We start from the raw sequence: 14091 nt of genomic DNA, 5'->3' as shown, positions 1-14091 counted from the left end.
AAACCAATGATTACCGGTACATACGCTATTCATCGGATCAAGACGGAAGAAGAAGCGGAAAGGATCGTGGAATTTTTCTTCTCCCCTCACTCCTTCGACGATACGAGATATACGCCCGGAGAAGAAGAACAATTGCGGAGTCTTCCTTATCGGGCCCTGAGCGGGCAAGTAATTTTCTGGTATGCGAAGAACGAAGACGATGAAATCATCGGGGCGAGTTGTATGGCCGAGAACGATCAGAAAACCGGCGGTTATAGCTGGGACTACGTCGTCGTGCACCGCGACTATCGTAGATGGGGCATCGCGGCTACTTTATTAGATCATATGCTCGGCTATTTGCGCGAGTCATCCGCCCGTTATCTAATGACGTATACGTGCAGTCTCCCGGAATATAAGGCAATCCGCAATCTATTCGAACGCAATGAATTTCAATTAATAGGCCGGTGTCCGGATTATTATTTCGAAGGGGAAGACAGGCTTATCTATTGGCGTCGCATCTCCTAATCAATACGGATCAAAGAAAGAGAGAATCCATGGACTTACAACGATGGTCGCGCCGGCTGGGAATCAAAGCGGAGGACCGGCGCAAGCTGTGGCTTATGGTGCCGGTATTCCTCTTATGCGGCATTGCCGAGGCTCTTAACTACAACGGATTCATGACGCTATTCAACCAAAGGTTCGGCAGCTCGAACTTACCATACGTATACATGGCCGAAGCCGTTATTCTGCCGATAGAAGCTTGGTTCATGACTTGGCTTGCAGGCAGGCTGTCGAAGCCTGGATTAATGCGAGCAATGTATGCCATCATGACGGGAATCGTCCTTCTGAACGCAATCATACTGATCGGTATGAGAGTGACCGGGGAAGATTTCCGATTTTATTATCCTTTTCTTTTCTTATCTTCGAGCTTCGTCGTTCGGCAACAAACGATCTTGCTATGGAGCTTGGCGGTAGATCTGTGTCCGACCCAGCAAGCGAAAAGGTTGATGCCGCTTTTCGTGGCGGCTGCCACTCTTGGCGGCATCGTAGCCGGATTGATAACGCAGATCGTCAGTCCTTGGTTCGGCCCGGATATCGTCTACGTGTTAGGTCCGGTGTTTCTCTTGATCGCGTCCGTGAATTATCGTAAAGCGATCGCGGTATACTTGGTTCCGCTGACTCTGAAATGGTCGGGAACCTCCGCCGAGGAAACGGAAACGTTGTCCTCGATGGATTATTTCCGGCGCACGCTGAAATCGCCGTTTCTTCTCGGAGTGCTGGGCATGATGACGATTATGCCTGCGCTCTACTTTCTCATGGAATTCATTTTCCTCAATACGGCACATACTTCTTATCCCGACGAGGCTGAATTCGGTCGCATATTCGGGATCGTAACTACCTTGCTGTTTACGATGGCTTTCCTGTTGCAACTAATATCGGGTAGGCTGATGGCTTGGCTTGGGGCAAGCAGCATGTTAACCGCCATCTCGGCCGTATATGTGGCATCCTTCGCGTTGGCATGGGCGTTAATCGGATCTCCGATCGTCATGGTTGCCGTTTCTAGCGGATACATGCTTACTTATTTACTCATTTATTATTCCGCGGAGCCCTCGTATCAGTTGTTCTATAAAATGCTTCCCCTTCAGCAGCGAGACGGTTTTCGTTTCGTAGCTCAAGGCATCGCGACGTTCATGGGAATCCTGCTCGGGGCGGGGCTTCAGTTCCTGCACACGGGACTTGGCTGGGGATTTCCCGCGTTGGCGGCGATCGGAACGGTCGGGGCTATCTTGTTATTCCTGCTCTCCTGGCTGGTACGCCAGCTATATATGAAGGAATTGGTTCAAAGCGTGCAGACGTTGGGATTGGCGGCGGACAAGGAATTGGCCGAATCCTACAAGGAATTTTACCGTAATACGAGAACGATGGGCTCCGTTCAAGCGATGCTTCGTCACGAAAGCGAAGAAGCCAGGGAGATCGCCCTTAATATTCTGGGAAGAAGCAAGGAAGCCCGGTTTATGCCGGAAATGCTGGCTATGATCGACGATGAAAGCGTACGGGTCAGGATCGCGGCATTGAAAGCAATCGACCTGTCTGCCGCAGATCTCTCCGCGATGGTTAAAGTCGCTTCCTTGCTGGAGGATCCGGACCAGGACGTTCGCAAAGAAGTCGTCCATAAGCTAGCCCAGATGAAGCATATGTCTTCCCAGGCATTTTTCTTTCTGCGTATGAAGCTGCTTGACCGTTCCCCCATGGTCGTGGCCGAAGCGGTCAAAGCGATGTATTTACTGGAGAGCGCGCAAAGCTATGAGGCCTGTTATGAAGTCATCGAGCAGATCTTAAAGGAAGGCGGAGAGCCGGCCATCTACGTTTGCCGAGTTATCGCGGAGCTTAACCTGGACCGATTCGCTGTGCAGGTCGAGAAGCTGCTGATGGATCCGCATCCTGCCGTTAAAGTCGCAGCAACGAGCTGCTTAGGGGTTCTCGGAAGAATGAAGGTCGTTCCCGTTCTGATCGAGCGATTGCCGACCGCGGACCAAGAATTGTTCAAAGCCACGACTCAAGCCTTGATCGATATGGGCAAGGGAGTCGTCGAAACTCTTAAAAACGGATTGCCGGACGCATCACCGAAAGTATGGCAAGCGTCGGTTACGGCGTTGGCCCAATTGCTAGAGGACGACGAGGTTCGGGGTTGGCTCGCCGAGCATGGAACAGCCAAGCTGGCGGACAATGCCATAACCGCCAAGCTGCCGGAATCCTTCCGCAAGTTGGAGAGGCCAGATCTGGCGGAGCTTGCGGAGATGAGACAGCGCGATTTGCAGCTGACGATCTATGCGGGCGTTTGGGCGATTCTGGAGAGGCTGACGGATGAGCAAGTCGTAACGGCCATACGCAGGGCGTTGGCTGACAAAGACGAGGAAACGCGCAGCGGCGGCTTGGAAGTGTTGGCGGAAGGCGTCGGCGAACGGAGATTGTCGCAACGTCTGGCCATGACTTGGCAAGCGGAAATCGAGAAATTAGAGGGATTAACGCTCGAAACCGCCCGCGATTTCGTTGCGAAGGCTGCCGAAACGACGGATGACTGGTGGCGGGAGATGGCCATGGAATTAAGGCGCGGCGAAGGGAGAACGGGTATGCAAGAAGAACAAGGAATGCTGGGTAGGCTGAATAAGGTCGTATTCCTCAAAAAAGTACCGTTTTTCGCCGATCTGTCGCTTGAGGAGCTTGGATTGATCGCGGGAGCGGCGACGGAGCAGAAATTCGCGGACGGCAGTTATTTGTTGAAGCGCGGCGAGGGAAATCCGGCCATGTATGTCGTCATTGAAGGAAACGTGGAGTTGACGAGCATTTCCGCGGCGGGCTGGGAAGGGACATTGGGAGTACTCGGAGGGGGAGACGTTTGCGGTGCCACGTCGGCTTTGGACGAATCTCCTTCTTCGGTAACCGCGCAGGCGTTCTTCGGCGACGTTCGGGTACTCGCGCTGCAGCGGGACGACGTCACCCGTCTCGTAAGGCTGTATCCCGAGATCGGAATCGGCTTGTTAAGAGCATCGTTGGCGCGAATTCGTTTATTGGAAGAGATGATGATGAAGATCGATTCCTAGAATCCTTTGCCTTAAAGCTTTAAATGACAGGAATTAGCCAATTGAACAGTATCGGAACCCGGCGAACTTTGAGAAAATGACCCGTAAACAATAGAAATGGTCATACGGAGGTTCGAATCGGCTATGAAAATTCAATTGACGAGCTACAATGGAAATATTCCGCGACGGACGGAAGAAATACAACCGGGAAAATCGATTTCATTCGAGGGAGCGGAGTGGAAGGTAGCGCTCACGGAGAATACCGTAACGCACGAAGGAAGCGAAGGGCCTTTCTTCGGAAAGGAGACGACTTATGTTTGCCGACTTCTTGCAGGAACCGCGATAAATTGCTCTTTCACCGTAAGCTTGTCTCAGGAGAGTTGGTCGGAAGATAACTATGTGCTGATTCCGGGTGCCGCGTATAACGGAAATCGTTTCTCGGCCAGATCCATGCCATATGCGCCATTGCTTAAGGATGCTAAGGATATCGGAGTAGACGTTCCGACGATCATCTCCGACGTTCAGCGATTAAACATAGCCGAAGGATCATCCAAGCTGGAGCAAACGACGCAGGACCCTTCGACACCTGCCGTGGCTTATTATTCTCCTTCCAGGCAGCGCGCGGTGCTTCTGTTCACGGAACAGAAGACGATCGCCGGACCGACGGGGTTGACGATAGAAGAGAACGACTCCCGTTCGGAGGCGGATATTCGGTTTACCGTTCCGGCCGTTCGTCTGACTTACCATGCGATGGTTCCAGAGCTTCCGCTGCCGGAAAACCTGCTGGACGTAGGCAAAGACTGGCAAGCCGGCGACGAGGTTTCGTTGAAGCTTCGTTGCTTCGAGCTCCCTTGCTCTTCGATAAGGGAGCTATTCGAGCATTTTGCAGAGCTGCGCAAGACGATGACGGGCCTTGTTCCTCTCGTGAATAGCATTCCGTTCTCCGAAACGTGGTCTATCCAGGAAAGCAAATATAACGCGCTGCAATGGGAGTCCGAGCGAGGCTATTATTCCGTCGGCATGAGGGAGAATCCGCATCAAGATTGGCAGCCCGGATGGGTCGGAGGGGCGATGTCCACGTTGCCGCTACTGTTCGAGGGAGGAGAATTGTCCCAAGAGCGCGCGCTGAGAACTCTGGACTTCTTGTTCTCCACGCAGACGTCTTCCGGGTTGTTCTACGGGGTCATGCATCAAGGGAAAGCATACGGAGACGGATTCGGCAATCCGAACACGGAGCATTGGCATCTCATTCGGAAGACCGCAGACGTCTTGTACTATCTGATGAAGCACTTTATTTTGCTGGAAAAGAAAGGCCTCGCTTCGAAAATAAAAACGGAATGGCTATCGGGAACTCGAAAGCTGGCTGATCGTTTTGTCGCGTTGTGGAACGAATACGGCCAATTCGGCCAGTTCGTCGACGTTCATTCGGGAGCCATCGTGGTCGGAGGATCTACTTCGGCGTCGACCGCTCCGGCAGGCTTGGCATTGGCGGGCAAGTATTTCGATCATGCCGCTTATCTGGATACGGCTAAGAAGTCGGCCGAACATTATTACGAGAGAGACGTGCTGTCGGGAATCACGACCGGCGGACCGGGAGAGATCTTGCAATGCCCGGACAGCGAATCTGCTTTCGGATTGCTGGAATCGTTCGTGGTATTGTACGAAACGACGGAGGAACGGCAGTGGTTGGACTACGCACGAGATATGGCGAAGCAGTGCGCTTCATGGTGCGTTTCCTACGACTTCGACTGGCCTGAGGGCTCCGAATTCGGAAGACTGGACATGCGCTCGGCAGGCTCGGTCATCGCCAACGTTCAGAACAAGCATAGCGCGCCGGGGATATGCACCTTGTCGGGAGACAGCTTGTTTAAGTTATATCGCGCTACCGGAGACGAGTTTTACTTGGAGTTGATTAGGGAGATCGCTCATAACTTGCCTCAGTACTTGTCTCGCGACGATCGGCCGATCGTCAGTTGGGACGACCAGATCTTAAATCCGGGAGTCATGTGCGAAAGGGTGAACATGAGCGACTGGGAGGGGAAGGACAAGGTCGGTGGCGTCTTTAACGGAACCTGCTGGTCGGAAGTGTCGAACATGTTGACTTACGTGGAGATCCCTGGGCTGTACGTGCTTAAGAATACCGGCTTCCTGTGCGCGATCGACCATATCGAAGCGAAGGTAACGTCGCTTGAGGCAAGCAGCATCGAAATCGAGATGCGAAATCCAACGCGGTATGCGGCGAAAGTGAAAGTGTTGGTTGAAACGTCGGAAGAAGCTGCCGAATCTCTGGGGCAAATGAGCTTGTACGGTTGTCCGGTCGTTGAATTGGCGCCGGGAGAAACCCGTCTTGTCACGTTCTAGTAGATTCATAGGGTTGACTTTGCGCGGGCGTTCCCGTATATTGGTCGGCAAAGCCTTGCTCATCGGCAGCGGGTGCGGAATGGAATCGGAGGAATTATAAGGCATGAGCGGAGCAGGACGGAATCGACAGCGCGGCGGCGCCCCTAAACAGTCCGGCCCTAAACAGGCCGGCGGCAACGACAGAAGCGGACGAAGAGAAAGAGCAGCCGGTCCGGGAAGAGGAACGGGATCCGCCGGGGGAGCGCCCAAGAAATATAACGATCGCGGCGGACCGCAAGGCGAACGCAAATCGGGACGAGAAAGGCCGGAATCGTTCAGAACGGCAACCGAGCGGGGACCAGTCTCCAAGCGGAGCGGGAGTGCGGGCATAGCGCAGCCATCGCCGAACAATCGGGGCGGAAACGTTAAGGCCGCAAGCGTAAGCGGAGGCCATCATTCTCTCCTGAGCATGGGGAAGATCAAAGGCGAATGGATGGAGTTCCGATTGCCCGACAATCTGGCTGGCGCGCCGATGTCCATTATCAGCAGGCATTTGCCATTGCCGCCTAAGTTCATTTCAAAGCTGATGCAGTCCAAAGGCTGCGTGTATCATGGATCGAGTCTTCGTCTGCACTTATTTCCTAAAGAAGGACGCGATTTTCCTTCCGATTGGATGGAACTGAACATCTTATACGAGGACGAATTCACTTTAATCGTGAACAAACCTGCCGGCATCGAGGTACATCCGAGCGAAAAGGGCCAACGCAAAACCTTGGCGCACGGAGTTGCCGCCTATTACGAGATGTCGGGCCAAGATATCCGTATTCGTCACGTGCATCGAATCGACAAGGATACGACCGGACCCGTATTGTACGCGAAGAACGAATTCGCGCATTATCAATACGATAAAGCGATGCGGGAGAAGTCGATCGAGCGGATTTACGTCGCACTGGCGGAAGGTTACGTGGAAGGAAATAAGGGCCGAATCGACAAGCCGATCGGGCAAGATCGCCATCATTCCACCCGTAGGCGCGTAAGCGACACGGGGGACCCGGCCGTGACGCACTTCGAAGTCATCGAAAGATTGTCTAATCATACGCTTGTAAGGCTTCGCTTGGAGACGGGACGCACGCATCAAATACGGGTTCATCTGTCTTCGATTAATCACCCTATCGCAGGGGACGGTCTGTACGGGGGCAAGCGCGCAGTTATTTCCAGGCAAGCGTTGCACGGAGAGCGCCTCATCTGGAACCACCCTTGGACCGGCGAGAAGCAGCAAGCGAACGCGCCGTTGCCGGACGATATCGCGCAAGCGCTGAACAAGCTCCGACGCAAGTAGGACTGACAGAACAAAAATTGCGGAGCGGCATTTGGAACAAACAAACGATAATCAAAGGGCTAGCCGAGCTAGCCCTTTTTTCGTTGTAGTCGTATGTTGTTGAATGCTTTTCTTTTATCTATAATCATAAGCAAACGAAAGGAGATGCGATCATGTTCGCTTCACATCGGAGAGATCGGATATTGGAGCTTCTTGTTCTCCATAAACAGGTTTTAGTGAAGGAATTGGCCATCGATTTCAACGTATCCGAGGGAACGCTCCGGACGGATTTAAGAATACTCGAAGAAGAGGGTTTACTCGAGAGGACTCATGGCGGAGCGATTCCCGTCAGAGGGAAAATATCCGATCGAGACCGAAGACAATCTTCCCGGAGCGAATTGAACTACGAGGAGAAGCGGGCCATCGGACGTCAAGCGGCCAAGCTCGTTTCCCGGGGCCAATGCGTCATTCTGGATGCCAGCTCCACGGTACTGGAATTGGCCAAAGAGTTGGCGGATTATGATTATCTGACGGTCGTCACGAATGGATTGGAAGCGGCGATGACGCTTAACCAGAATCCCCGGATCAACGTGATTCTGATCGGAGGCGTTCTGAGGGTCGGTTCGAAGACGATCGAGGGAGTTCTGGGCAGGAACATCCTGGAGGGCATCCACGCGGATTTGTTCTTTACGTCGGCGGAGGGCGTGAGCATGGAAGAAGGGATGACCGACTTCAGCCTGTACGAGGCGGAGCTCAAGAAATTGATGGCGTTGAATGCCCGCCAAACGATCGCTCTAGCGGATTACACCAAGCTAGGCAGGAGGTCGATCGCGACTTCCGTTCCTTTCTCGGATATCCATACTTTAATAACTGATTCGAAGGCGAACGGCGATTTTCTTAGGCAGATCAAAGGATCAGAGGTTGTCATAGCCGACAACAATTAACGATAAACGTTCATTCGCATGTAAACGAATGTGAACGCTAATAAAAGCATACAATCATTGACAAACGGTAACGTTCGATAGGAAAATGAAGGAGGAGCGAAAGAATAGGGAGGCCCGATACTGCGATGCTAGAGAACGCGGATGGCTACATCATAGATTTGGACGGTACCGTATATCGGGGACGGCAAGCGATCGACGGCGCCGCGGAGGCGATCGAAGCGATAAGATTGAAGAAGAAAAAAGTGGTTTTCTTGAGCAATCGAGGAAATTATTCAAGAAAAATGTGCCAAATGAAGCTCAAAGCGATGGGGATAGAAGCTTCCGAGCGGGAGATCGTGCTCACTTCTACCGTCACCGCGGAATACTTGAAAAGAACGGATCCTTTATGCAAAGCTTGGCTGCTCGGAGACGAAGGTCTTCGCGAAGAATTTCTTTCGCATGGCGTCGGGCTTGCCGATCGGCCGGAAGAAGCGAATTGGTTAGTCATTACGTTATTCGAGAAGCTTACTTACGCGGATCTGAATTCGGCTTTCCGCGCCGTTCGCCATGGAGCTAAAATCATAGCTACGAACGAAGACAAAACCTTTCCGGGAGACGATGGCGATTTCATCGACGTTGCCGGAATGATTGGAGCTATCGTGCATGCTACCGGGGAGAGCGTATCCGTCGTAATCGGGAAACCCTCGACTTTCATGTCGGACGCCGCCTTAGCGGCAATGGACCTGTCGGCCGAGAGATGTCTCATCATCGGCGACAGCTTGGCTTCGGACATCGCTCTTGGCAAACGTTCCGGTATCCGAACCGCTTTAGTGCTGAGCGGTTCTACGTCTAGGGAACAAGCCGAAGCTGCAACCGAGCGTCCGGATTTCATATGGGAATCGCTGTTGGATCTCAGAAGCATTCTTGCAGAGGAGGAAATGGATTGTCAGTTATCGAGCCCGTCGTAATCGAAGCAGGAGCTATACGGCAAGTCGCTCCCTATTTATCGGGGAGGAACGTCCATCGAGTATCGATCGTCGCGGATATCATTACATACGATATAATCGGACGTTCCCTTGGAAAGTCGATCGAAGCATCGGGCATTCAGATCCTCGTTACGGTAATCAACCCGGACAAGCAAGGAGACGTCATCGCCGACGAGGCATCGATCGTCCAATTGCTGCTTGACGTCAAAAGTCATTCCTCGGAAGTCGTCATAGCGGCAGGATCCGGAACGTTGCACGATATCGCCCGTTTCACGGCTTATGCCGCAGGGATACCGTTCGTGTCGGTTCCGACCGCACCGTCGGTGGACGGATTTAATTCCATCGGAGCTCCGTTGATCCTACGAGGAGAGAAGAAGACCATTACCGCGATCGGCCCTTCCGCTATCTTCGCGGATTTAGATATTTTAACGAAAGCGCCGGACGCCATGATCGCCGCCGGATTCGGAGATATGCTCGGGAAATATACGTCCTTGTTCGATTGGAAATACGGAAGCCTCGCTGGCGGGGAGCCTTATTCGGAAGCCGTAGCCGAACGGACTCGCAAAGCTTTGGAGCAATGCGTGAACAACAGCGATGAAATCGCGCGAAGAAGCGCCAAGGGCATCGAAATTCTGACGCGCGCGCTCATCGAGTCGGGATTCGCCATGCTTCAGTTCGGACAGTCCCATTCCGCATCAGGCTCCGAGCACCACTTGTCCCATTATTGGGAGATGGAATTCATGAAGTTAGGCCGTAGACAAATCCTGCACGGAGCCAAAGTCGGCGTAGCTTGCGCGGAAATCTCCCGGTTGTATCATGAATTGGCAATCGAATCTCCCGCTTTGTTCCCGGAAGAGCATCGTCAGACGTTGCTGGAGGAAATCCGCCGCATTCCGGACGAGCAAACGATCAGGTCGTTGATTCGCAAGCTCGGCGGGCCGGATACTCCGGAACGATTGGGAATCGACGCGGAGCTGTTAACCAGAAGCCTGCGCGAGGCCGATCGGATTCGTCCCAATAGACAAACCCTGTTAAAGAAATATAACGAGCAACGCAATGCTAACGTTTAAGCTTCGCAGTTCCGCAGTTCCGCAGTTCCGCAGTTCCGCAATTCCGCAGTTCTGCTTTTCCGCTTTCCGCAATTCCGCTATTCCGTATTTCGGCATTCCGGGTTGCGAACAAATAAGGCCGCGCAAGAGCGATTCGCTCCCGCGCGGCCTTATTTCTATTGAATTATGCTAGACGCGCCTGCATAAGGCTTCCGTCATCAAGTAAGAGATCGTCGCTTCCGCGCCGCAGTTAATATTCGGACCGAACGGGGTAAGCCCGTCGCAACAGCTGCCGTCCGCCGGATCGACGACCGGCACCCGATGGTCGTTCTCGCCGTAATACCAATCCCTGCATTGATCGCGAAGAGCCCGATAGTGCGCGGGATTCCCCGAGCTTAACCCCGATCGGCCTAAGACGGCCGGCCGTTCGAAGGTACCTCGCTCGGAATAAGAGTCGGCCGAGCTTTTGCTCCTTGCGCTGCCGACGAGCCGAGCGCTCTGATCCCGATCGGCCAGCTCGGTAGCCAGCGCCGCTTCTTCGAGCGCCAACGCCAGCTTGAACATCTCTAGCGGCTGCTGATCCCATAAGCTCACGTTGGTAGAATCCGAAGTGCACCAGCCATCGTTGCCTATAGGACGTAACCAACCTTCATCGGTGGACATGACTTCGAGCAAATAGGATAGGCTCTCCAAGCCGGTTCGCAACGTTTCCGGCTTCTGCGTATAACGATAAGTCCTAAGCATTGCCCATGGCAGTATTCCGTTGCTATAAGTCATCGCGGGTTCGAACCACCGCCAGTTGCCGTCCGTGAAATGACGAAAGGCGCCGTTCAATAACTGCTCCAGTCGATTCAGGTGATGCCTGATATCGCCTTCCATGTCGTGCGGAAGATCGATTTGTCCGTTCTTCGCGGCTCCGAGCAGATGGGCGCATGCAGCCATCGCGAAGGCTTGACCCCGGAGGGAATCGATTCGCGCCAGCGTCGGTAAAGAACGCTCGAAGATGACTCGGGCAGTTTCGCGATGAGGTCCTTCCAATCGGATCCATGCGTCGGCGCAGGCCCATAACGAGCGGCCTTGGCAATCGTGGGATACTTCCTCGGGCTCGAGCGTCCGGTCATAAGCGAAATTATTCAGAAACCAACCGTCGTTTTCTTGAGCCCATAACATGAAGGCCAAGTAAATATCGGCAAGTCTATTAAGCTCGCTTCGTTCTTCCGAATCCAAAGTTCCGGTAGGGAAGGACAACCACTCGGTTACGGTCCATAACGCGCGCGCGTTATCGTCGGTCGTATACCCTTCCCGTCGGCGCGGTATTCTTCCGAGAGCGTGTTCGAGTAAACCCGTGTCGTCCGTCAGGCGGCGCAAATGGGCGAAGGAAGGATGCGCCGTCCGACGGCTAATCTCGCCATTAACCGACATCGGCGATTTTGTCTCTCTGTTCCAAGATGATTTGTTGGAATAACCGCAGGTGTTGCGCCCCCACGTGCGGCCAATGCATGCTTCGCCCGATCTCCGAAATCACTCTTTCCCATTCGGTTAACATTCCGGGATAGGTAAACAGTTCGATTATTTTCGAGCTCCATGCGTCCGCGTCTCCGAACGGCAACAACATCTCGTCGTATCCCTGGACGAGATCCTTGGCATAGACGTACGGGGTAGAAAGGATAGGACGTCCCAATCCCGCCGCATAAGCCAACGTACCGCTAGTGATCTGACTCATTCCCGGATAAGGGGTGACGTAGAGGTCGCAAGCGGAGATCAACGATACCAATTGCTCTTCAGGGACGTAGGAATTAACCCACTGCACGTGATGCTCCAACCCGAGCTCCTTGATCATCGCCATTAATTCCTCGCGATAAGCCTCGCCTTCATGCTTGCGTACCTCGGGATGCGTTTGGCCCGCAATTACGTAGAGTAACTCCGGCACGGCATGCACGGCGGACGCCATAGCTTGCAGGATGAGCTCGATTCCTTTGCTTCGGCCGAGCAAGCCGAACGTGAATAGCACCTTGCGGTTTTCCCAGCCGGCTTCCCGACGAACTTTTATCCGATCGGCGCGGTTAGTCACGGGCGTTCCGTGCGGGATAAACGTGATTTTCTCCAGAGGCAACTCAAAGTTATCGTGCAGATAACCGATTCCTTTGCGGTTCATGACGAGCAGGTGGTCGCTCCATCGGGAGATTTCCTTTTGCACGTCCGAATAAGGGGCTACCGGATGCTCGAAAACGGTATGGAAGGTCGTCACGACCGGTTTTTTCACGCGGCGCAGGAAATCGATAATATGGGAACCGGCTTCTCCGCCGAAAATCCCGAATTCGTGCTGCAACGATACGATGTCTACCGAGCTTTGGTTAATCGCATCGGCTACTTTCCTGTAATCGTCCTGATCGGATTTAATAAGCGGAAGCATCCAAGGCTCCCGGTAATCCGCGCGTTCTTCCGGATTGCACAACGTGATAACGGGGTCGATCGAACGATTGCCCTTGGCATGAGTGATCGCTTCTCGCAAGTGATGGGTATAGGTAGCAAGTCCGCATTTCTTGGGAATATAAGTACTTACGTAAGCGATCTGGGGTAGACGGTTGTTCATCTGCTTTGCACCTCCATAATCCGATTGCATACCGCTTCGTGAAGAATGTGGGGACCGACCTGCATGCCCGATCCGAAAATACATTCGTTCAGTTGGGCTCCCGCCCTGATCTTGCAACGATCCCATAGAATGGAGTTGGCCAGGCGAACCTGATTGCCGATTCGGCTTCCTTTGCCGATGACCGCGTAAGGCCCGATAATCGCGCGGTCGCCGATCGTAACGTCATCTCCGATCATAACGGGAGGAACGAACAGAACGCCTTGACCGACGCGTACGTTGTTGCCCATCCAAATGCTTTTGTCCTCCATTTCTTTGCCGTCGATCGCAACGGGAAAGCGACGATCGAGCAAATCCCAATGGAGCTGGCGATAACGTTCCTTCGTTCCCATATCCATCCAATAACCGCCGATCGGATGTCCGTAGACGCCCTTGCCGTTCTCGATCAGGGAAGGGAAGGTTTCCTTCTCGATGGAGACCGATCTTCCGGACGGCACGTAATCGAGCGCGCTGCGCTCCATAATGTATATGCCGGCATTGATCCGATTTGACGGTGCTTCTTCTTTTTTAGGTTTTTCAACGAATCTGGTAATCTGGCCGTTATCGGATTGTTCGACGACTCCGTAGTGAGAAGGGTCCTCTACCTCCGTCAAACATATGGTCACCGCCCCGCCGTGGGCTTCGTGAAATTTCATGGCGGAAGCGAGATCGACTTGATGGATGATATCCGCGTTTACGACGATGAAGCGATCGCTTAACAGATGCTCGGCGTTCTTGATGGCGCCCGCCGTGCCCAACAATTCTTTTTCTACAGCGTAATCGATGCGCACTCCGTATTTGGAACCGTCGCCGAGATGGCTTTCGATCAGCTCGCGGTAATGTTTCACGGCAACGACGAATTCGTTAACGCCTTGTTCCTTGTAGTGTAGAAGCAAGTGCTCTAACCAAGGACGATTACCCACCAGGGCCATCGGCTTCGGAAGATGTTCCGTTAAGGGGCGTAACCTGGTTCCTAAACCGCCGGCGAGAAATAATGCTTTCATGATAGGATCAACCTCCGTTTAATTGATGTGTTCCCCTCAGGGTCAACTGACTACCATTAAACGTATTCGTCTAGTTTTCAATCACCTCCATGAAAAAAACGACGCCTCCCGGACCGCGAAAGCGTAGGGAAGCGTCTGTATCGGTTAGAGTTTCTTTTTCGGAAAAGTAGGCTGCAATGTTCTGTTGCGATCGGCAGATCGGCTTGCCCCGGATATGAAGCGGAAGGGAGGACAGATGGCTTATGCTAAAGCCTACTTTACCTTAAAAAGGAATTTACTGCA

General features: G+C 53.2%; 10 protein-coding genes. 7 read left to right on the top strand and 3 right to left on the bottom strand.

Annotated elements, in window-relative coordinates; translation table 11 throughout:
* Positions 1-6 precede the first annotated feature (6 nt).
* The 7 genes from DFP95_RS19060 (at position 7) to DFP95_RS19030 (ending at position 10197) form a co-directional block, all read left to right on the top strand.
* A complete protein-coding gene (locus DFP95_RS19060) occupies positions 7-504 on the top strand; it encodes a GNAT family N-acetyltransferase (RefSeq protein ID WP_181907515.1) in 498 nt (165 codons plus the stop codon).
* Between the two features lie 29 nt (positions 505-533).
* Complete coding sequence (locus tag DFP95_RS19055) at positions 534-3581, top strand: cyclic nucleotide-binding domain-containing protein (RefSeq protein ID WP_115994278.1); 3048 nt, start codon at positions 534-536, stop codon at positions 3579-3581.
* 123 nt (positions 3582-3704) lie between these two features.
* Complete coding sequence (locus tag DFP95_RS19050) at positions 3705-5921, top strand: hypothetical protein (protein ID WP_115994277.1); 2217 nt, start codon at positions 3705-3707, stop codon at positions 5919-5921.
* Positions 5922-6024: 103 nt separating this feature from the next.
* Positions 6025-7239 (top strand): RluA family pseudouridine synthase, encoded by a 1215-nt coding sequence (locus tag DFP95_RS19045; RefSeq protein ID WP_245987735.1) that lies wholly within the window; start codon positions 6025-6027, stop codon positions 7237-7239.
* A 152-nt stretch (positions 7240-7391) separates the two neighbouring features.
* Positions 7392-8162, top strand: coding sequence for a DeoR/GlpR family DNA-binding transcription regulator (locus tag DFP95_RS19040; protein ID WP_115994276.1), 771 nt, complete (start codon positions 7392-7394; stop codon positions 8160-8162).
* Positions 8163-8287: 125 nt separating this feature from the next.
* Positions 8288-9109: an HAD-IIA family hydrolase gene (locus DFP95_RS19035; RefSeq protein WP_115994275.1), complete on the top strand. Its 822-nt coding sequence runs from the start codon at positions 8288-8290 to the stop codon at positions 9107-9109.
* Complete coding sequence (locus DFP95_RS19030; RefSeq protein ID WP_245987734.1) at positions 9085-10197, top strand: sn-glycerol-1-phosphate dehydrogenase; 1113 nt, start codon at positions 9085-9087, stop codon at positions 10195-10197. The genes DFP95_RS19035 and DFP95_RS19030 overlap by 25 nt, the downstream gene beginning before the upstream one ends.
* A 168-nt stretch (positions 10198-10365) precedes the next feature.
* On the opposite strand, the gene DFP95_RS19020 is transcribed toward DFP95_RS19030, so the two are convergent.
* The 3 genes from DFP95_RS19020 to DFP95_RS19010 are packed head-to-tail and all read right to left on the bottom strand — an operon-like array spanning position 10366 to position 13809.
* Positions 10366-11598, bottom strand: a complete 1233-nt coding sequence (locus DFP95_RS19020) for a hypothetical protein (protein ID WP_115994272.1) — start codon at positions 11596-11598, stop codon at positions 10366-10368.
* Positions 11588-12769, bottom strand: a complete 1182-nt coding sequence (locus DFP95_RS19015) for a glycosyltransferase family 4 protein (protein ID WP_115994270.1) — start codon at positions 12767-12769, stop codon at positions 11588-11590. Before DFP95_RS19015 ends, DFP95_RS19020 begins: the two co-directional genes overlap by 11 nt.
* Positions 12766-13809, bottom strand: coding sequence for a nucleotidyltransferase family protein (locus DFP95_RS19010; RefSeq protein ID WP_115994268.1), 1044 nt, complete (start codon positions 13807-13809; stop codon positions 12766-12768). The genes DFP95_RS19015 and DFP95_RS19010 overlap by 4 nt, the downstream gene beginning before the upstream one ends.
* Between the last annotated feature and the right edge of the window lie 282 nt (positions 13810-14091).

This window comes from Cohnella lupini (genome assembly GCF_003386205.1).
Taxonomy (GTDB): Bacteria; Bacillota; Bacilli; order Paenibacillales; family Paenibacillaceae; genus Cohnella; species Cohnella lupini.
This window is presented reverse-complemented; position numbering and strand designations above follow the sequence as displayed.

Coding starts and splice junctions, on each gene's coding strand:
- DFP95_RS19060 (WP_181907515.1), top strand. CDS start 7: ATGATTACCGGTACATACGCTATTCATCGGATCAAGACGGAAGAAGAA.
- DFP95_RS19055 (WP_115994278.1), top strand. CDS start 534: ATGGACTTACAACGATGGTCGCGCCGGCTGGGAATCAAAGCGGAGGAC.
- DFP95_RS19050 (WP_115994277.1), top strand. CDS start 3,705: ATGAAAATTCAATTGACGAGCTACAATGGAAATATTCCGCGACGGACG.
- DFP95_RS19045 (WP_245987735.1), top strand. CDS start 6,025: ATGAGCGGAGCAGGACGGAATCGACAGCGCGGCGGCGCCCCTAAACAG.
- DFP95_RS19040 (WP_115994276.1), top strand. CDS start 7,392: ATGTTCGCTTCACATCGGAGAGATCGGATATTGGAGCTTCTTGTTCTC.
- DFP95_RS19035 (WP_115994275.1), top strand. CDS start 8,288: ATGCTAGAGAACGCGGATGGCTACATCATAGATTTGGACGGTACCGTA.
- DFP95_RS19020 (WP_115994272.1), bottom strand. CDS start 11,598: ATGTCGGTTAATGGCGAGATTAGCCGTCGGACGGCGCATCCTTCCTTC.
- DFP95_RS19015 (WP_115994270.1), bottom strand. CDS start 12,769: ATGAACAACCGTCTACCCCAGATCGCTTACGTAAGTACTTATATTCCC.
- DFP95_RS19010 (WP_115994268.1), bottom strand. CDS start 13,809: ATGAAAGCATTATTTCTCGCCGGCGGTTTAGGAACCAGGTTACGCCCC.